General features: G+C 64.7%; 19 protein-coding genes and 1 tRNA gene. 6 read left to right on the top strand and 14 right to left on the bottom strand.

Translation table 11 applies throughout. The annotated features are described in order from the left end of the window. Nucleotides 1-7: 7 nt before the first annotated feature. Entirely contained in the window at nt 8-730 is a 723-nt protein-coding gene (locus tag CH291_RS19850) for a GAF and ANTAR domain-containing protein (RefSeq protein ID WP_068052282.1), read from the top strand. 10 nt (nt 731-740) lie between these two features. On the opposite strand, the gene CH291_RS19845 is transcribed toward CH291_RS19850, so the two are convergent. The 3 genes from CH291_RS19845 to CH291_RS19840 form a co-directional block, all read right to left on the bottom strand. Beyond that, nucleotides 741-2,207: a DHA2 family efflux MFS transporter permease subunit gene (locus tag CH291_RS19845; protein ID WP_094688421.1), complete on the bottom strand. Its 1,467-nt coding sequence runs from the start codon at nt 2,205-2,207 to the stop codon at nt 741-743. A gap of 55 nt (nt 2,208-2,262) precedes the next feature. After that, nucleotides 2,263-2,412: a hypothetical protein gene (locus CH291_RS26890; protein ID WP_179276616.1), complete on the bottom strand. Its 150-nt coding sequence runs from the start codon at nt 2,410-2,412 to the stop codon at nt 2,263-2,265. 74 nt (nt 2,413-2,486) lie between these two features. Continuing rightward, complete coding sequence (locus tag CH291_RS19840; protein WP_094688420.1) at nt 2,487-2,954, bottom strand: NUDIX domain-containing protein; 468 nt, start codon at nt 2,952-2,954, stop codon at nt 2,487-2,489. Between the two features lie 82 nt (nt 2,955-3,036). Between CH291_RS19840 and CH291_RS19835 the strand changes: the two genes are divergently transcribed. Beyond that, nucleotides 3,037-3,678 (top strand): ScbR family autoregulator-binding transcription factor, encoded by a 642-nt coding sequence (locus CH291_RS19835; protein WP_094688419.1) that lies wholly within the window; start codon nt 3,037-3,039, stop codon nt 3,676-3,678. Here CH291_RS19835 and CH291_RS19830 read toward each other — a convergent pair. Together CH291_RS19830 and CH291_RS19825 are read right to left on the bottom strand one after the other, a co-directional pair. Continuing rightward, entirely contained in the window at nt 3,656-4,570 is a 915-nt protein-coding gene (locus CH291_RS19830) for an AfsA-related hotdog domain-containing protein (RefSeq protein WP_094688418.1), read from the bottom strand. The two genes, CH291_RS19835 and CH291_RS19830, sit on opposite strands and share 23 nt — an antisense overlap. Before the next feature lie 271 nt (nt 4,571-4,841). Beyond that, nucleotides 4,842-4,914: transfer RNA gene (locus tag CH291_RS19825), tRNA-Asn, on the bottom strand. Between the two features lie 138 nt (nt 4,915-5,052). Here CH291_RS19825 and CH291_RS19820 point away from each other — a divergent pair. Beyond that, nucleotides 5,053-5,298 (top strand): hypothetical protein, encoded by a 246-nt coding sequence (locus CH291_RS19820; RefSeq protein ID WP_068052299.1) that lies wholly within the window; start codon nt 5,053-5,055, stop codon nt 5,296-5,298. On the opposite strand, the gene dnaG is transcribed toward CH291_RS19820, so the two are convergent. From dnaG to CH291_RS19785, 7 genes are read right to left on the bottom strand one after another with little or no spacing between them, the layout of a single operon-like run. Further along, complete coding sequence (gene dnaG, locus CH291_RS19815) at nt 5,295-7,211, bottom strand: DNA primase (RefSeq protein ID WP_094640181.1); 1,917 nt, start codon at nt 7,209-7,211, stop codon at nt 5,295-5,297. The genes CH291_RS19820 and dnaG overlap by 4 nt on opposite strands. A gap of 53 nt (nt 7,212-7,264) precedes the next feature. Then, the gene (locus CH291_RS19810) at nt 7,265-8,539 is read right to left on the bottom strand and encodes a deoxyguanosinetriphosphate triphosphohydrolase (protein ID WP_068052304.1); all 1,275 of its coding nucleotides are present in this window, start codon (nt 8,537-8,539) and stop codon (nt 7,265-7,267) included. After that, on the bottom strand, nt 8,540-9,256 hold the full coding sequence (locus CH291_RS19805) for a YdcF family protein (RefSeq protein WP_068052310.1): 717 nt from the start codon (nt 9,254-9,256) through the stop codon (nt 8,540-8,542). A gap of 55 nt (nt 9,257-9,311) precedes the next feature. Then, nucleotides 9,312-9,920: a response regulator transcription factor gene (locus CH291_RS19800; protein WP_068052311.1), complete on the bottom strand. Its 609-nt coding sequence runs from the start codon at nt 9,918-9,920 to the stop codon at nt 9,312-9,314. Between the two features lie 12 nt (nt 9,921-9,932). Next, nucleotides 9,933-11,042 (bottom strand): sensor histidine kinase, encoded by a 1,110-nt coding sequence (locus CH291_RS19795; RefSeq protein WP_094640412.1) that lies wholly within the window; start codon nt 11,040-11,042, stop codon nt 9,933-9,935. Between the two features lie 46 nt (nt 11,043-11,088). Beyond that, entirely contained in the window at nt 11,089-11,892 is an 804-nt protein-coding gene (locus tag CH291_RS19790) for an ABC transporter permease (RefSeq protein ID WP_094688417.1), read from the bottom strand. Then, nucleotides 11,889-12,803 carry an ABC transporter ATP-binding protein gene (locus CH291_RS19785; RefSeq protein WP_094688416.1) on the bottom strand — a complete coding sequence of 305 codons (915 nt, stop codon included), beginning with the start codon at nt 12,801-12,803 and terminating at the stop codon, nt 11,889-11,891. The genes CH291_RS19790 and CH291_RS19785 overlap by 4 nt, the downstream gene beginning before the upstream one ends. A gap of 128 nt (nt 12,804-12,931) precedes the next feature. On the opposite strand from CH291_RS19785, the gene CH291_RS19780 reads away from it, so the two are divergent. After that, the gene (locus CH291_RS19780; RefSeq protein WP_256980915.1) at nt 12,932-14,920 is read left to right on the top strand and encodes a TPM domain-containing protein; all 1,989 of its coding nucleotides are present in this window, start codon (nt 12,932-12,934) and stop codon (nt 14,918-14,920) included. A gap of 69 nt (nt 14,921-14,989) precedes the next feature. On the opposite strand, the gene CH291_RS19775 is transcribed toward CH291_RS19780, so the two are convergent. Then, nucleotides 14,990-16,375 (bottom strand): glycine--tRNA ligase, encoded by a 1,386-nt coding sequence (locus CH291_RS19775; protein WP_094640185.1) that lies wholly within the window; start codon nt 16,373-16,375, stop codon nt 14,990-14,992. A gap of 184 nt (nt 16,376-16,559) precedes the next feature. On the opposite strand from CH291_RS19775, the gene CH291_RS19770 reads away from it, so the two are divergent. Both CH291_RS19770 and CH291_RS19765 read left to right on the top strand, forming a co-directional pair. After that, the gene (locus CH291_RS19770; protein ID WP_306437454.1) at nt 16,560-17,021 is read left to right on the top strand and encodes an ArsR/SmtB family transcription factor; all 462 of its coding nucleotides are present in this window, start codon (nt 16,560-16,562) and stop codon (nt 17,019-17,021) included. Then, entirely contained in the window at nt 17,018-17,458 is a 441-nt protein-coding gene (locus CH291_RS19765) for a Fur family transcriptional regulator (RefSeq protein WP_037193030.1), read from the top strand. Before CH291_RS19770 ends, CH291_RS19765 begins: the two co-directional genes overlap by 4 nt. A 6-nt stretch (nt 17,459-17,464) precedes the next feature. Here the strand turns inward: CH291_RS19765 and CH291_RS19760 are convergent, their stop codons facing one another. Beyond that, complete coding sequence (locus tag CH291_RS19760) at nt 17,465-18,457, bottom strand: iron-siderophore ABC transporter substrate-binding protein (RefSeq protein WP_094688415.1); 993 nt, start codon at nt 18,455-18,457, stop codon at nt 17,465-17,467. Between the last annotated feature and the right edge of the window lie 31 nt (nt 18,458-18,488).

Below are 18,488 nucleotides of genomic sequence, written 5' to 3'. Positions count from 1 at the left end.
AGAAGCAATGAACGACGACCGACAGTTCGACGCCCCGTCCACCGACCCGGCTACTGTGTTCGCGGCCCTGGCCGACATCGTGTACCGAGGTACAACCGCCGAAGAGGTCTACACCGCACTGTGCAATGCGGCCACGCTGTTGGTTCCGCATTGTGACCACGCCAGCTTGATGTTGATGCGCCACGGGAAGGCTGTCACGGTCGCAGCCTCGGACGACATCGCGCGTGTCGTCGACGATATCGAGCGCGCTACCGGCGAAGGACCGTGCCTGGACGCGATCACCAGCGAGGCAGCCCAGCTCGAAGCCGACTTCCGCACTCCCACCCAGTGGCCGGCGATGGCTCGCGGTGTGTTGAACCGGACGCCGGTACGAGGCGCGATGGGATTTCGGCTCAAGGTCGACGATCAGAAGGTGGGGGCTCTCAACCTGTTCACCGATCGTCCCGGCGTCTTCGGCTCGGACAGTGTGGACAAAGCAGTCATCCTGACGGCCTTCACCTCGATCACCGTCGCCGCCGTCATGAACGGCGAAGAAGCGTCGACGCTGCGCGCCGGCCTCGAGAGCAACCGTGAGATCGGCAAGGCGATCGGATTGATCATGGCCCTGCACGACGTGAACGGCGACGAGGCGTTCGCGTTGTTGCGCAAGTCTTCCCAGGATCTGAACGTCAAGATCGCCGATCTCGCGTCCACCGTGGTCGCGCGACACAGCAAAGGTCTGAAGGGCTGATCGGCAGCGCTCAGTGTGCGCCCTGCACCTTCTTGGGAAGCGCGAAGACCAACGCCAGCGCAATCACACTGAACGCCGCGCTGACAGCCATTGCCATGGCTGCTCCGTGTAGAAAGCCCGACCCGACGGTGTCCGGCCCAGTGATCTCGAGCGACCCGAACAGCACGCTGCCGATCACTGCGATGCCGATCGCCGAGCCGACGCGCTGCATCGTGGAAATGACGCCGCTCGCGGCTCCCGCATCGTCGCGATCGACGGTCGCGACGATGAACTGCGCGTTGGGTGCGATGAACGCACCGTTGCCGAGACCCGCGATGAACAGTGGCACCGTCAGCGTCCAGTGCGAGATCGTGTCGGCGGAGCTGGTCGCGAGAATGATCCACAACCAGATGAGCCCGATCGAGACGAGGGACGCGCCGAGTATCAGAACGGTACGCCCGAGTTTGATCGTCAGCCTGTTGCTCTGCGAGGCGGCGATGATGCTGCCGATCGCGAAGGGTATGGACACCAGGCCCGATGCCAGTGCCGTGTTGCCGAGTCCGGTCTGCCACAGCAGCGAGATGGTGAAGAAGATGCTCGTGAAGGCAGCGAAGTAGACGAGCGCGAGGATCACGCCTCCGGTGAACGCCGGACGGGTGAACAATCGAGGTGGTACCAACGGATTCTGTCCGCGGCCCGTCCGAATCACTTCCCACCAGCCGAACAACGCGATCAGACCGAGTCCCGCTGCGATCGTCAGGTAGGTCCACAGGGGCCAGCCCAGTTCCTGGCCCTCGATCAGCGGAACGAGCAGCGCGATGAGACCTGCGGAGATGAGCACCAGTCCGAGCCAGTCGATTCCGGGGCGCGCAGCCGGTTCGGTATCGGTCTTGCCCGGAAGTAGCACCGCAGCAGCGACGAGACCGACGATTCCGATCGGCAGGTTGACCCAGAAGACGAGCCGCCAGCCGTTCTCGTCGCCGAAAGCCTGGATGATCAGGCCGCCGGCGATGGGACCGAGCGCGGTCGACACGCCGATGACGGCACCCATGATGGCGAATGCCTTGCCTCGCACCGGCCCTGGGAACAACAGCTGGATGAACGCGGTGACAGCGGGAACGAACATGCCGCCCGCCAAGCCCTGAACGACTCGCGCGACGACCAGTTGCAGATCGTCCTGAGCCAGCCCGCACGCGAAGCTCGCGAGAGTGAACAGTGCCAGACCGGTGAAGAAGACCCACTTGTGACCCATGCGGTCGCCCACCTTGCCCGCCGGGATGAGAGCCAACCCGAAGGCAAGTGCGTACCCCGAGATGATCCACGACAGAACCGATTCCGACGCTTCCAAGGTGGTGCTGATCGTCGGCAACGCCACGTTGACGATGGTGGTGTCCAGCAACGCCATGAACATCCCCAGCAGCAGAACCACGAGCGCTTTCCAGGCGCGTGCGGGCACCTCCGTCGAGGGTGGTGTTGCTGAGGCAATGCTGTCGGTCACAGTGCTGTCCTTCGTCGTTGTCGCCGAGCAGTTTCGGCCGACCGATCCTCGGTCACTATCCGATCATTGCCGACGCGACGAAGACCCACGACAGTCCTGTGGCCAGAACCACGAACCCCGATGCCACTATCCGGCCGCCCCATACTGTCTCCACGAGAGCAGTCTCCGCGTGAGCGGTCACGCCTGCCGTACCCGTAGGTGTCATGATCTGTTTCCCACCCTGCATCCGCGACCCTCGCCATTTCCGGCCGGTGGATACCCCGGGAACCCGCGCCGAAACTACGGTGCTGCGACAACCGCCTCCACCGCGTCCAGAAAGGGGTGCTGGGAGGCGAGCAGCTTCGTCCTCGCCTGCGCCAGCGGAAACCATTCGACGCGATCGACCTCGGGAAACGACTTCATGAGACCGGATTTCGGCGGCCACTCGATCTCGAATGTGTTGCTCACCGCATTCGAGACATCCAGATCGGCCTCGACGCCGAACGCGATGACGATCTTCCCGCCGCGTTGCCTGACGGTGCCGAGTTCGATGTGTTCTCCGGCCGGCACATCGACACCGACTTCCTCTCGGAATTCCCGTCGGGCCGCCGTCCAGGGGTCTTCACCATCGGTGATCAGCCCCTTGACGATGGACCAGGCCCCGTCGTCCTTGCGCGTCCAGAACGGTCCTCCGGGGTGAGCGATCAGGACTTGCGGACCGTCGACACCGACGCGATACAACAGAATTCCTGCACTGGTGTGGACCATCGCCTCAGCCTGCCATCGATTCGCAGGGAGAAGTCCTTCGCGCCGTCGTGCCGCGAACCCGGGTAACAGTTATTGTCTACCGATGCAGGAGCGTGCAGCGTCCACCAGGCAGGCCGTACTCCAAGGGGCCGCCGCCAGTTTCGAGAAGTTCGGTTACGGCACAGCAAGTTTGAGCACCATCATCGCCCATGCCGGTGTCAGCAAAGGCGCGATGTACTTTCATTTCTCGTCCAAGGAAGATTTGGCGCAGGCAGTTATCGACGCGCAACTGTCCATGGCGGCGAGCGCGAGTGCCCTCATCATGGAGCGGACGCCCAAGGCCTTGGATGCCTTGATCCTGGTGAGCAAGGAATTGGGACGCCAACTGCAGACCGAATCCATCGCCCGCGGGGGTATGCGGTTGACGCTGGAGTCGGCCATCGCCGACAGCCCCAATGCGCACGCGTTCGAGGACTGGATCGGCAAGATGGGTGATCTCGCCGCACGTGCTCAGGCCGAGGGCGACATAGTCGACGGTATCGACGCGCACACGCTCGGTCGATACATCGTCGCCTCGTTCACCGGCGTACAGACGGTGTCGGAGATGTTGACCGGACGCGCCGATCTACAGCAGCGGCTGACCGAGATGTGGCAGATGTTGCTGCCCGCGGTGGTGCCGCGCCGACGCCTCGCGCGCGTGATGGCAGTCGCCGAAGACGCCCTTATCGACTGGAGCGATCGGTAGGGGCCAACCACGGTTCGGACGTCACCGTGACGGACATCGCAGACAGCACCTCGCCGTCGTGCTCGAACTGAATGCGAAAGACGCCGTCGGTGGAGTCCGTGTCGACGATCACCGTGCACGGGTTGGTCCATTCGGCGAATCCCATGAATCTCACCTCGCAGGAGGTGAAATCCAACGTCGGTGTTTCGGTCGCCAGACGCAGAGCCTGACGGGCCGCTTCGAGCATCGTCACTCCCGGCAGATACTCGACCCAATGGTCGAACATCGCCAGGTTTCGCGGATCCGGCGCGACGACGATGGTGCCGTCGGATGTGTGCCGTGCCAGCACTACGTCGGAGGGATCGAGACGTCCGACGGAGGACGCCGAGACCACCTCGGTTCCGGCAGGCAGGAAACGGAAGTGGGGGTCGGCAACGGTCGACTTGCGGAACTGCGAATACACCTCGGGTCCGATGGTCCGCACCGACGCCGTCCCCGACGCGACGAGGTGGGTGCCGTTCAGGAGTCGGGCGGACAGCTTCATGTTGTCGAGCGACTCGTTCTCGAACGTCACGTCGGTCGTGATCGACTCTGCGACAAGCGAATCGTCGATGTCGTCGACCGAGAGCGGGTCCAGGATCTCGAAGCGGGAGTGCTCGATGAACACCACGTGATCGAGTGGCACCCCGTGGTTGACGTGGCAGAAGAGGCTGATCGCTTGGCGCAGAGCCTCGGCCACCATCAACGAGTCGTGGGTTCGGCGCACCGGCGCGAACATGCGATGCGACGTGGGGAACTGAACGGCCGCCCGATGGGTGCCCTCGACGGTCTCGTAATCGGTCAACAGAACGTCGCCCGGCGACCTCCGATGCACGAGGTGCCGTGGAACTGTTGCTGCGTAACTCAAACTCATGAAGCCCCTTAAAACCGACCGACCCGGCTTTTTATAGCACTGTTGAGCCACCGGGATCGCTCGTTCAGTATGTCGCGAGAGACCGACAAAACTGGCATCGGTCGAAGGGATTCATTCAATCGATATACAGAAATATCCGTCACGATCTGTTAACTGACTAGAACTCTCGGTACCACTTGTTTCGGTACGTTCACGGGCAGTGCCGGACGGCTCGTGCGGCTCACTCCGGACAGCAAAAATCCCCGCCCAGGCGAACCGAACGGGGACTGCGCTCCCCCACCTGGACTCGAACCAGGAACCCTTCGATTAACAGTCGAATGCTCTGCCAATTGAGCTATGGGGGATTACCTCGCGGCGTCACACTCTCGTGCGAGCCGTTGGAAACAATAGCGCACACCCCCTGCCGAGTACCAAATCGCCCTGCTCGAGGTTCGTCGGGCAAGATGGAAGAACAGCCGCACGCTCTATGGAAGGACCTACTGATGATTCGTTTGGTACTGGCGGCTGGAGCTGCTTATGTGCTCGGCGCCAAGGCAGGACGGGGCCGGTACGAGCAGATTCGCAAGACTGCGAACGCCGTTGCGTCGAGCCCCGCCACCAAGAAGGCGATCGAGGTCGGCCGTCAGAAGCTGTCCGATTCCCTGAACACGCAACCGCGGCTCGAGCCGATGCAGCCGATCGACGACGAGACCCAGGTCTTCGTTCCCCGCGATCAGCTGCGGCGCTAACCGACCTCGGCCACACTTCCGACGGCGAGCTCGAGCAGACTGCGGCGGTACTGCTCGAGGGCGATGAGGTCGCCGAACAGCGCGTTGTAGTCGTCGGGCTTCTCCACCGGTGACATGCGCTGCAGTTTCGATTTCAGTTCGGCCACCTGTTGGCCGACCCACACCTCCTGCAGCCGTGCGAGTACGCCCGAGATGTAGCGGGTGAGGGCGTCGTCGGCCACGCGCATCGGGTCGACGGCCAACTCGGTGACCAACGACACGACAACGGCGTCCTTGGCCTGTTTGGCCACTGCGTCGACCCACTCCCCTCCGCCCAGGCCTGCAGCGGTGCCGCCGGCAGCGGCCACCGCGTCGCGGACGGCCGAATACGCCGGATGGTGGAAGCTCTCCGGCGGGAGCGAATCGAAGACCGTGCCCGCCACGGCAGGCATCTGCAGCACCGCCTTGAGTGCTTCTCGCTGCGGCCACAGAGTCGGATCGGTGGGGTTGGGACGCGGAGGACCCGTGGGGGCCGGTGCCGGAGCGGCCTGACGCTTCTCGAACGGGACACGTTTGCCGCTCGTGTCGCCCCTGGCACCCTTCTTCGCCTCGTCGCGGACTCGGGCGAGCACCATCGCGGTGTCGTCCCAGCCGGTCCACCCGGCCAACTGCCGGGCGTACTCGTCCCGCAACGACGCGTCCTTGATGCGGGCGACCACCGGGACGGTTCGCTTCAACGCCTCGACGCGTCCCTCGGGCGTGTCCAGATCATGTTCTCGCAGAAGTGATTTGACCACGAAGGCGAACATCGGGGTACGCCTGGCGACCAGATCGCGAACGGCGTTGTCGCCGGACTTCAGCCGTAGGTCGCACGGGTCCATTCCGTCCGGGGCGACGGCGACGAACGTCTGACCGGCGATCTTCTGATCACCCTCGAACGCCTTCATCGCGGCGGCCTGGCCGGCTTCGTCGCCGTCGAAGGTGTAGATCACTTCCCCGCGAAAGTAGCTGTCGTCCATCATCAGTCGGCGCAGCATCGCCAGGTGGTCCTCGCCGAACGCGGTTCCGCAGGACGCCACCGCAGTCTTGACGCCTGCCAGATGCATCGCCATCACGTCGGTGTAGCCCTCGACGATGACGGCCTGATGGGACTTCGCGATTTCCTTGCGCGCCAGATCGAGGCCGAACAACACCTGAGACTTCTTGTACAGCATGGTTTCCGGGGTGTTGATGTACTTACCCGGCATCGTGTCGTCGTCGAACAACTTGCGCGCACCGAAGCCGATGACGTCGCCGCTCTGGCTGCGAATGGGCCACACCAGCCGGCGCCGGAAGCGGTCGATGGGCGTTCCGCGCTTGCCGGGTGTCGCCAGCCCTGCGTCGACGATCTCCTTGGCCTCGAACCCCTTGCCCAGCAGGTGTTTGGTGAGGGTGTCCCAGCCGTCGGGTGCATACCCACAGCCGTAGGCCAACGCCGCATGGCCGTCGAAATTGCGTTCGGTCAGGTAGTCCCGCGCGGCCTGGGCGTCGGGACCGCTGAGCCTGCCTGCGTAGAACTCCTGCGCTGCTGCGTTGGCGGCGATCAGTCGCGCACGGGTGCCGCGGTCGCGCTGAACCGACGGGCCTCCGCCCTCGTAGGAGATCGAATAGTTCAGCCGGTCGGCCAGTTGCTCGACGGCCTCGACGAACGAGATGTGCTCTATCTTCTGCAGGAAGGAGTAGGCGTCACCGCCCTCGCCGCAGCCGAAGCAGTGATAGTGACCGTGATTGGGGCGAACGTGGAACGACGGGGATTTCTCGTCGTGGAAGGGGCACAGCCCCTTCATGGAGTCGCCGCCCGCGCGCTTGAGCGAGACGTAGTCGCCGACTATGTCCTCGATCCGTGTGCGTTCGCGAATGGCGGCGATGTCGCGTTCAGGAATTCGGCCGGCCACGAAGGGCAGTCTAGTCCCGATCCGGACCTACCCACATTCGGTCGGCGGAGCGATCAGCCCCAGCTGGCCTGAGCCCCGAGTGACCGCTTGTCGATCAATTCGAGGCGACTTTCGGTGTACGAGGCGATCTGGTCGACGACCACACGAGTGCGTTCCGCATCGCTGTCGGCCCGCTGCCACGCGGGCACCAGAATGGGGTCCAGTTCGCCAGGAGCAGAGCGCATCAACCACTCGGCGACGCGGTGGATACGGTCGCGTTGGCGCTCCTGGCGGATCTTGTGTCCGGCATCGGACATCACGTACCGCAACGCCATCGTCTTGAGCAGTGCAACTTCCGAGCCGACGATCGACGGCACCACCAGGTCGGCGTCGTATCGGCTCAGCGGCGCAGTGCCGTACTTCTCGTGGGTGCCCTCGATCGCGGCGGTGGCGAAGCGGCCTACCAGTTCACTGGTCATGTGCTTGAGCGCAACGGATGCGGCGAGAGTGCCGTCGTAGCGTCCGACCGCGACCACGACGGGCATCCTGGACAGTCGATCTGCGGCCTCGATCAGTTCCTCCACATCGAGTCCGCGAAATTCCGAGACGCCGAGCTCGGCGAGGGCGCGTCGCTCGATCGGATCGGAAAGCGCCCTTAGGTCGATTCGGGCGTCGATCACACCGTCCTCGACATCGTGGACCGAATACGCGACGTCGTCGGACCAGTCCATACTCTGCGCTTCGAGGCACTTGTGCTTGTCCGGAGCGCCGTCACGTACCCAGCCCAAGATGGCGGAGTCGTCGTCGTAGGCACCGAACTTCGCTCCGGGGGCTGGCCTGATCCATGGGTACTTGGTTGCGGCATCGAGCGACGCCCGGGTCAGGTTGAGTCCTGCGCTGCGGCCGTCGGAGTCGAGGATTTTCGGCTCGAGCCCGGTCAGGATGCGCAGGTTCTGCGCGTTGCCTTCGAACCCACCGCAATCCTGAGCCACTTCGTCGAGGGCGCGTTCGCCGTTGTGTCCGTACGGCGGGTGGCCGATGTCGTGCGCCAGCCCGGCGAGGTCCACCAGATCCGGATCGCTGCCGAGCCCCTCGGCGATGCTGCGGCCGATCTGCGCAACTTCGAGCGAGTGCGTCAATCGTGTGCGCGGGGTGTCTCCGTCTCGAGGACCGGTGACCTGAGTCTTGTCGGCGAGCCTGCGCAACGCGGCGCAATGCAACACGCGCGCTCGATCGCGTGCGAATGCGCTTCGATGCGAGGCGTTGTCTGCCCCGGCCCGCAGTCCTGCGGTCTTCGGGGGTTCGGTGACGAATCGTTCGACGTCGTGCGCCGAGTACGTGCCGCTCATCTACTGGCCCGCCGTGTAGGAGAAGTCCGCGGTGAAGTGGGTCAGCTGATACCACAGCAGAGCGCCTGTCTCCCTGGCGATTCCGTGCGCCTGGGATTCTCTGGTGTAGACCGCGGGCCCGGTGCGCGTGGGCGAAGTCCAGGCATCGAGGCCGGCGTCGCGCGCCATGGTTCGGGTGCGCAGTGAATGCCACGGATCGCTGACCAACACCACCGACGACCTGCCCTGCTCACGCAGTGTGTTGCTCACCGCCTCGATGCTCTCGAGGGTGTCCGAGCCGGTCTCGACGGCGATGATGGCGTCGGCAGGAACTCCCTGATCGATCAGATAGTTGCGGCCCGACGCGGCCTCGGTGAACAGGTCGCCCTCCTGCTTGCCACCGACGGTGACGATCTCGGGGGCGATTCCCTGCTCGTACAGCGACGCGGCCTGGGACAGTCGTGCCTCGAACACCGTCGAGGGTGTGCCGCTGTACTGAGCAGCGCCGAGTACGACGATGGCGTCGGCCTTGGAGTAGTCGTCGATGCGCGCCACCTGCCATACCCGCACCGCTGTTCCCGCGACCAGCACCAACGACATCAGTACCACTCCCGCGACCAGCCGACCGGTCCAGCGTCCGAGCGTTCCGAAGAAGCCGAGGCGCTCGGGACCGGGGTCCGGGGCATACCGGTCGTCGTACGGATCGCCGTACGAATCTCGGTCGAGAGTTGAATTCACTCCTCGAGTTTGCCAGGCCCTGGCATCGGAACCGTCACGGCGCGCCTCGAACGACCTACAGCCACCCTCGATCCTCGGCCACCCGGACCGCCTCGGCCCTGGTGCTCGTGCCAGTTTTTCCGATCGCCGACGACAGATGATTGCGCACCGTGCCCTCGGAGAGGTGGACCTGAGCAGCGATGGCCCCAGCGGTTCCGCCCCTGGCAGCCGCGCGGAGAACCTCCTGCTCTCGGGCCGTCAGCGGAGAGACACCATCGGTGAGGGTTTCGGTCGCCAGCGTCGGATCGACGACGCGAAGCCCCATGTGTACGCGCCGAACGGCGTCGGCCAGCTGCTTGGCGGGAGTGTCCTTGACCACGAAACCCGACGCACCCGCATCGATGGCGCGTCGCAGGTATCCCGGTCGCCCGAACGTGGTGACGATCAGCACCCTCGACTGCGGGGCGACGAGCGCCAGTTCGGCGGTGACCTCGATACCGTTCTTGCCGGGCATCTCGACGTCGAGCAGGACGACGTCGGGTCGATGTTCGAGAACGGCGGCGGCAACCTCGTCTCCACGTCCCACTTCGGCGACGACCTCGAGATCGTGTTCGAGCCCCAGCAGGGCCGCAAGTGCGCCGCGCACCAGGGCCTGATCGTCGGCCAACAACAACGTGATGGTCATCGCGCCTGCGTCCTATTCACCGTGTACCTCCACCCTGAACCCACCGGTCGGCACCCGGGCGATCGTCAGTGAACCACCCGCTGCCGTCACCCGTTCACCGAGACCGCGCAGACCGTTGCCACCGGACTGCTGGTCTGCCGGTCCCACCCCGTCGTCGACGATGGAGATGCTCGACGCCGTCAGCGTCACCCGGCACTGCCGTGCACGCGAGTGTCGAACCACGTTGGTCACTGCTTCGCGGAGCACCCAGCCGAAGAGTTCTCGATGCCGCAGCGGCACAACGTCGGCGTCACAGGGCAGATCTGCTTCGATCCCCGCCGCGGTCAAAGCCGTTCGTGCACTGGCCAACTCGGATCCGACGTCGACCTGGCGCATGCCCCCGACGGTACTGCGCACGTCGGCGAGTGCTTGCCGAGCAAGGGTTTCCAGTTCCGCGATCTCCACGGCCGCGCGGGCCGGATCGATCTCGATGAGCCTGCCCGCCAATTCGCTCTTGACGGTGATGACGGTCAGCGAGTGGCCCAGAATGTCGTGCACGTCCCGGCTCATGCGCTCGCGTTCGGCCACGATGGCCAGATCGGCCAATTGTTGCCTGGCCACGGCCAATTCGTGATTGCGCTGGAAGACCTGCGTGATCCCCCATGCCGCGGCCGCGCTGATCAGCAGCTGAAATGCGAAGAAGGTGTCGGGCTCCCAGGACGAGATGAAGCGTGGCACCGCTTCGACGAGCGCAACCATCACCACCACCAACACCCACGCTTGCCTGACCGGCAGGGTCATCATGGCCAGTACTGCGATGTAGACGGTCGCGCCGAATGCGGTGGTTCCGATCCATACACTCATGAACACGGTCAGCGTGATCATGACTCCGAGCGCGATCCACGCCTGGGAGACCGGCAGCGGCTTTCCTCGGCGGTGTCCGTTACGAAAACGCCAGAAAGTGGACGTGAACACGGCACCGAAGGCAACGATCGTGACGACCCCGGCAACCTTCGCCGGCACGTATTCCAGAGCGAGGATGTCGTTCAACGGATAGATCAGGTACACCAGCCAGATGGCTCCGAACATCCAGCCGAACCGCCAGATCCGTCCCTCGGGAAGGTCGGCGGTGAACGTGGTCATGTCGCCCACGGTATCTCTGTGGACGACATGATCAGCGGTTTCGGTCTCACGCACGCTTGGTGTCTTTCCGGAACAGCAAGGACGCTCCGGCGACGAAGATCGCGGCCCACACCACCAGGTTCACCACGGCGATCACCAGGGTGCCGGTGTCGGCCGAGGTGAACGGTGCCCGGGACACGGTCGCCAGGCCGTAGAGCGGGGTGAACTGGGCCAGCATCGGAAACCAGCCGCTGTCACCGAGCGGGACGAACAGTCCGCCGGCCAACGCCAGGAAGGCCAGCACCGGTCCGAGGATCTGCATGACGTTCTCCGAGGGCAGCAGGTAGCCCATGAACAGCCCGAACGCGGCGAACACTGCAGAGCCGAGCCACGCGATCACTCCGCACGCGAGCCACACCCAGATCGGCATGTCGGCTCCGAAGAACTTCGCGACGACGAACACCACGACGATCGCGGCTGCACCCATCGTCATGGCCACGAGAACCTTGGTGACGATGTAGGCGACGGGCTTCAGCGGAGTCAACCGCAACTGGCGGCTCCACCCCTGCGCCCGTTCGACCGAGACCATCGCTCCCCCGCTCGTGGTCGCGAGCATCGCGCCGTAGACGGCCATGCTGATGGCGATGTAGCCGGTGACGTTGCCGTGCGCGAACGGGTAGTCGGTCCGGTAATCCGACTGCGTGCCGAAGATGACGAAGAACACCGGCGGCATCACCAACGTGAAGATCAGAGTTCGCTTGTTCCGGAAGAGCCTGCGGATCTCGAGTCCGAGGAAGGTCGGCGAGAACCCGCCCCAGGCAACGGCTCTGGCAGAGGTGCGGGTGGCTGCGGAGTGTGCTGTCGTGGTCATCGGATGCTCCCGGCGAGGTTGTTTTCAGAATCGGTGGTCAGGGCGAGGAATGCGTCTTCGAGGTTGCGCGAGACGATTTCCAGATCGGTCGCGTGTGCATCGTTGAGTAGGTATCGGGCCACGGCGTCGGAGTCGCGTCCGTGCACGATCACCCGATCGCCACGTGTGTCGACGCGGTCCACCCCCGGCAGAGCCAGCAACACCGACTGGTCGACTCCGGGCAGCGTGGCGGTGACGGTGCGTCCTGCCGCCAGGTTCTTCACCTCGGCGGCGCTACCGTCGGCGACGATCTTGCCGTGCCGCACCAGCACGATGCGGTCTGCGTACGCGTCGGCCTCGTCCAGATAGTGCGTTGCGAACAGTACCGTGCGGCCGGTGCTGGCGTCCTGGCGAATGGCGTTCCAGAAGTCGCGACGCCCCTCGACGTCCATGCCGGTGGTCGGCTCGTCCAGCACCAGCAGATCCGGATCGGGCAGCAGAGCGAGCGCGAACCGAAGCCTTTGCTGCTGACCGCCGGAGCATTTCGCCACTCGACGGTCTCCGATATCGGCGATGCCGGCCCTGTTCAGTACCTCGTTCACCGAGCGGGTGTGGGCGAACAGTGCCGAGGTCAGCTCGACGGTTTCGCGGACGGTCAGATCGCGAAGCAGACCGCCGGTCTGCATGACGGCCGAGATGCGCCCCTGGGCGATGGCGTCGGCGGGCGTTCCCCCGAACACCGAGACCGTCCCGGTGGTGGGTGTCGCCAGGCCGAGCATCATGTCGATGGTGGTCGTCTTTCCCGCTCCGTTCGGTCCGAGGAATGCGACGACCTCGCCCGGTTCGATGGACAGGCTCAGCCCGTCGACCGCCCGGACCGAGCCGTAGGTCTTGGTGACGCTGCGCAGTTCGACTGCTTTCGTTGTGGTCATGGGAATCACTCTGCTGCGGCCGAGCAGCTCCGACCTCGTTCGGGCGTCACGATTGCGAGGTGACAACTGTCATGCATCCGGATCGACCTGCTCGATCTCACGGGCGCATAGCCGGTAGATTTCAGGCCATGGCAGTCCAGCACCGGCGGCACACCAGCGCCCCAGTCGTTCGAGAAGCAATCCATCGATTTCGTCGTCTCGCCGCCGTGGGTGCTCTGACCCTCTTCGCCGCAGTCCTGCTCGCGCCGGGAGTTGCATCCGCCGAGGCTCCGTCGCGACTGGCCACACAGATCACCGACAACGTCCAGGCCCTCGACCCGGATGCACTCGCCGAGGTGCAGACCTCGATCGACGATCTCTACGGCAGCAGCCAGGTTCGGTTGTGGGTCACCTATGTCGCGGACTTCGACAACATGTCGGCGGCGAACTGGGCCGAGCAGACGTACCAGAGAAGTGACCTCGGCCAGCGCGACGTTCTGCTCGCCGTGGCCACCGTGGACCGTTCGTACTACCTCGCGGTGAACACCGGCCTGTCTCAGATCACCACCTCCGAACAAGATTCGATCCGTGTCGACGATGTCGAACCTGCACTGCGCGAGGAAGATTGGTCCGGTGCAGCCATTGCGGCAGCCGGCGCACTCGGCGACGCGTACGCCTCGAGCGGCAGCGGTGGCTCGTCGGCACCCCTGCTGATCGGAGTCGGCGCACTGGCCGTGGCAGGCGGCGGAGCCGTCGTCTACTCGTCGCGCCGCAAGAAGGCCCGAGTCGCCGCCGAGGTCGAGGCCGTGGCGAAGATCGACCCGAGCGACCCGGCCGCACTGGCCGCCTTCCCCATCGACGTCCTCGACACGCGGGCCAAGGAAATTCTGATCGAGACCGACAACGCGGTGCGCGCCAGCGAAGAGGAACTGAACCTCGCCCGTGGAGAATTCGGAGATTCCGCGGCCGCGCCGTTCATCACCGCCTACGACAACGCCAAGAAAGCCCTGGCCTCGGCGTTCGAGATTCGTCAACGCCTCGACGACGCCATTCCGGAAACTCCGGATCAGCGACGGGCGATGCTCGTCGAGATCATCTCCTCGTGTGGCCAGGCCGATCGCGAACTCGATTCGCGGGTGGAGGAATTCGACGGGTTCCGCGATCTCGTGATGAACGCCGACGCCCACCTCGACGAGCTCACCCAGGCTGTCGTCGGCTTGACGGTGAGAATTCCGCAGTCCGAATCGGTTCTTGCTCAGCTGCATTCGGACTTCTCCGAATCGGCGCTGAACTCGATTACCGACAACGTCACGATGGCCAAGGAGCGCATGGCGCTGGCCGAGGAGAACATCGAGGCCGGACGCTCGGCGGCGGCACTTCCGCCCGGCAAGCAGGGGCCGGCGGTCACCGCGATTCGCACGGCCGAGCGAGCCGTCGACCAGGCCAAGACCCTGCTCGATGGCGTCGACCATGCCCGTGACGACATCAGGCATGCCATCGCAACCCTGCCCGACGCCATCGCGGACGTGCGACGCGACATCGAGCAGGCTCGTGGATTGGCCGAACACGGCGGGGCCGAACTGCAGGCAGCCATGACAGCCGCCCAGACGGCATTGAAGAACGCGGAGACGGCGCAGTCCTCGGACCCTCTCGGCAGCTACACCGCCCTCGCCGAAGCCGATGCCGAACTCGAGAAGATCGTCGACGAGGCGTCGGCGGACAAGGCGGCCGAGGACCAACTTCGGGCCCGCCTGGATCGCGATATCGCGGCCGCTCAGGCGCAGATCACCGCCGCTGCGGACTACATCTCGACGCGCCGCGGCGGAGTGGATGCAGACGCCAGAACGCGCCTGTCCGAGGCCGAACGGCACCTCGGTGCGGCGCGTCAGCTCGAACCCGAGAACCCGGACGAGGCCCTCAAGCACGCGCACGCTGCGAGCCAATTGGCCTCGCGCGCATCGCAGATCGCCCAGTCCGACGTGCAGAACTGGGAGAATCGCCACGGTCCACGCGGTGGCAGTAGCGGCGGCAACATCGCCGGTGCGGTCCTCGGCGGCATCCTGATCAACAGTGTGCTGCGCGGCGGGGGTGGCGGCGGCTTCGGTGGCGGATTCGGCGGTGGCGGCGGCCGCTTCTAGTTTCTCGACAGACATACGACAGGGCCCGATCTCATCGCGAGATCGGGCCCTGTCGTGTATGTGAGGTTCCTACGCGCCGATCAGACGAGACGCGATGTAGCCCTCGACCTGATCGAGTGCCACACGCTCCTGCGCCATGGTGTCGCGCTCGCGGATGGTGACGGCGTGATCGTCGAGAGTCTCGAAGTCGACGGTGATGCAGAACGGGGTGCCGATCTCGTCCTGACGACGGTAGCGGCGACCAATTGCTCCGGCGTCGTCGAATTCGACGTTCCAGTACTGACGCAGTTGCTGCGCAAGATCTTTCGCCTTGGGCGTCAGATCAGCGTTACGCGAGAGCGGGAGCACCGCGACCTTCACCGGGGCCAGCCGACGGTCGAGCTTGAGCACGACGCGCTTGTCGACGCCGCCCTTGGCGTTGGGTGCCTCGTCCTCGGTGTACGCGTCGACGAGGAACGCCATCAGCGAACGCGTCAGACCGGCCGCAGGCTCGATGACGTACGGGGTGTAGCGGGTGTCGGTGGCCTGCTCGTAGTAGCTCAGATCCTGGCCCGACGCCTTCGAGTGCACCGAGAGGTCGTAATCCGTGCGGTTCGCGACGCCCTCGAGCTCACCCCACGCGCTGCCCTGGAAGCCGAACTTGTACTCGATGTCCACGGTGCGCTTGGAGTAGTGCGACAGCTTCTCCTTGGCGTGCTCGTAGAGCCGCAGGTTCTCCGGATCGATACCGAGGTCGGTGTACCACTTCATGCGGTAGTCGATCCAGTACTGATGCCATTCGTCGTCCTCGCCCGGCTTGACGAAGAACTCCATCTCCATCTGCTCGAACTCACGGGTGCGGAAGATGAAGTTGCCGGGCGTGATCTCGTTACGGAAGCTCTTGCCGATCTGGCCGATGCCGAACGGCGGCTTCTTGCGTGAGGTCGTCAGCACGTTGGCGAAGTTGACGAAGATGCCCTGCGCGGTCTCGGGACGCAGGTAGTGCAGGCCCTCTTCGTTGTCGACCGGGCCGAGGAAGGTCTTGAGCAGGCCCGAGAATGCACGCGGTTCGGTCCAGGAGCCGGGCTCACCGGTTTCGGGATCGCGAATGTCGGCGAGGCCGTTCTCCGGCGGGTGGCCGTGCTTTTCCTCGTAGGCCTCGATGAGGTGGTCGGCGCGATACCGCTTGTGCGTGTGCAGCGACTCCACCAGCGGGTCGGAGAACGTCTCGACGTGGCCCGACGCCTCCCACACCTCGCGCGGCAAAATCACCGAGGAGTCCAGCCCGACGGTGTCGTCACGGCTGGTGATCATGTTGCGCCACCACTGCTTCTTGATGTTCTCCTTGAGCTCGACGCCCAACGGACCGTAATCCCAGGCCGACCTGGTACCGCCGTAGATCTCGCCGCACGGGTAGACGAGGCCTCTGCGCTTGGCGAGGTTGGCGACGGTTTCGACTTTGGACTTGGGTGCCACTGGCGGAGCTCTCCATCTTCGGTTACATCGTGTAAGAGGTGACGTGGGCGTTTTCGCCCTGATCAGACTATCTGGCTCGGCGGTCGAATCCGAACAGCGGTCAGGTGCGGAAGTTGACATGCGCACTTGTGCATATCACAATGAATACGATTTGCAATAACAACTACTGCACTAACCTGGTGCCATGACGTCGATCGTGCAGGGAGAGTCCGCCGGCAACGAACCGGCGGCCGAAGGAGCCGCAACCGTGTCCACGGACTCGACAGTGGAAGCAAGTTCGCCCCACCGGCAAGACCCCGAGCATCCATTGCACTCCGGCGATCCGTTCGCCGACGCTCCCCCGGCTCATATTCCGCCGAAGGAAACTCTGGCTGCGGCAGGCGACATCCTGCGGGCACTGGCGGCCCCGGTACGCATCGCCATCGTGCTGCAGCTGCGCGAGTCCGAGCGGTGCGTCCACGAACTCGTCGTCGCCCTCGGTGTCACGCAACCGTTGATCAGCCAACACCTTCGGGTACTCAAGGCAGCGGGTGTGGTGCGCGGAGAACGCAACGGACGCGAGGTCCTGTACCGGTTGGTCGACGATCACCTCTCCCACATCGTCGTCGACGCCGTGGCCCACGCCGAGGAAGGCCGGAACCTGTGACCGACAAGTCCACCGACACCGCCACCCCCAGACGACCCGTCGTCGTCGGGGTGCGAGCCACCAAGCAGCGCAGCGCGATCTCGGACCTGCTCGACACCATCGAAGAGTTCAAGTCAGCACAGGATCTGCACGACGAATTACGCAAGCGCGGTGAGGGTATCGGCCTCACCACGGTGTATCGCACACTTCAGACCCTGGCGGACGCCGGGACGGTCGACGTACTGCGCACCGACAACGGGGAGTCCGTCTACCGGCGCTGCTCCTCGGGACATCATCATCACCTGGTGTGCCGCTCGTGCGGTTTCACCGTTGAGGTGGAAGGTCCCACTGTCGAGAAGTGGTCGCAGAGCGTCGCCGAATCCAACGGTTTCAGCGACGTCAGCCACACGATCGAGATATTCGGCACCTGCAGTCAGTGCAGCGCTGCCGCTCGCTGAATCCGCTCAGGCGACGGCGTCGGCCACGCGAGGCACCACCGCGTCGATGGCGAACGGAATCGACAGCACCGAGTTGTACGTGATCGCTCCACGCTGATCGATGGACAACGGAACGATCGCATCGTTTCGGGCGGCTGTCAGCGTTCCGAAGATCGGGTTCTCGGCCACGACGTCGATGTCCTCGCTGGTGCCGAGGTAGAGAACCACGTCGGCGTCGAGCTGCGAGATGTTCTCTGCCGAGACCGGAACGAAGAAGTTGGTGCCGTCGTCCTGGGCCAGAATCGGTTCCGGAATCTCGAAGCCCAGCGACGTGACGAACGTGCCGCGGGCATCACCGGGCAGATATGCACCGAATTGGCCGTCGTACGGAAGCACCACGGCTGCAGTCTTACCCGAGAACTCCGGATGTGCGGCTCGCACCTGTTCGAGCGAAGCGGTGGTCTGCGCGTTCAACTCCTCGCCGCGTTCTGATTCGCCCATCGCGCGAGCGATCGTGTCGGTCGCCACCTCGCGGTCCACGGCATAGGCAGCCGATCCGGCCGGTCGAGCGACCGTCGGGGCGATATCACTGAGCCTGGCGTACGTGGCCTCGTCGAAGCCCGCGTTGAGCCCGGTGATCAGATCCGGTGCCAGCGAGGCGATCAGCTCGAAGTTCGGCTCGGACTCGGAGCCCAGCAACGTCAATGGTGCATCACCGACCAACTCGTCGGTCCACGGACCCAGTCCGGTCTCGTAGAACGTGTACCCGGCGTTGCCGACGGGAACTGTGCCGAGCGCGATGACGGCATCGGCGTCGGACACCCCGAGTGTGACGATGCGCGTGGGCTTCTCGGCGATGGTCGTGCTGCCGTAGATGTGATCGATGACGACCGGAAATACACCGTCCGCCGATTGCGTCGCCGTGTCGCCGTTGTCGGCAGTCGAACAAGCTGTCCCGGCCACACCGAGGGCGATCACCGCCACCACCGCCGTGAGCATTCGGGTCCACCGCACAGTCATCGCATCCGCCTCTACTGGGAAGTAAGTACAG

This window comes from Rhodococcus sp. 14-1411-2a, from assembly GCF_002259485.1.
Classification (GTDB): Bacteria; Actinomycetota; Actinomycetes; order Mycobacteriales; family Mycobacteriaceae; genus Rhodococcoides.
The sequence above is the reverse complement of the archived record's forward strand: the minus strand, read 5'-3'. Positions and strand labels throughout refer to the sequence as shown.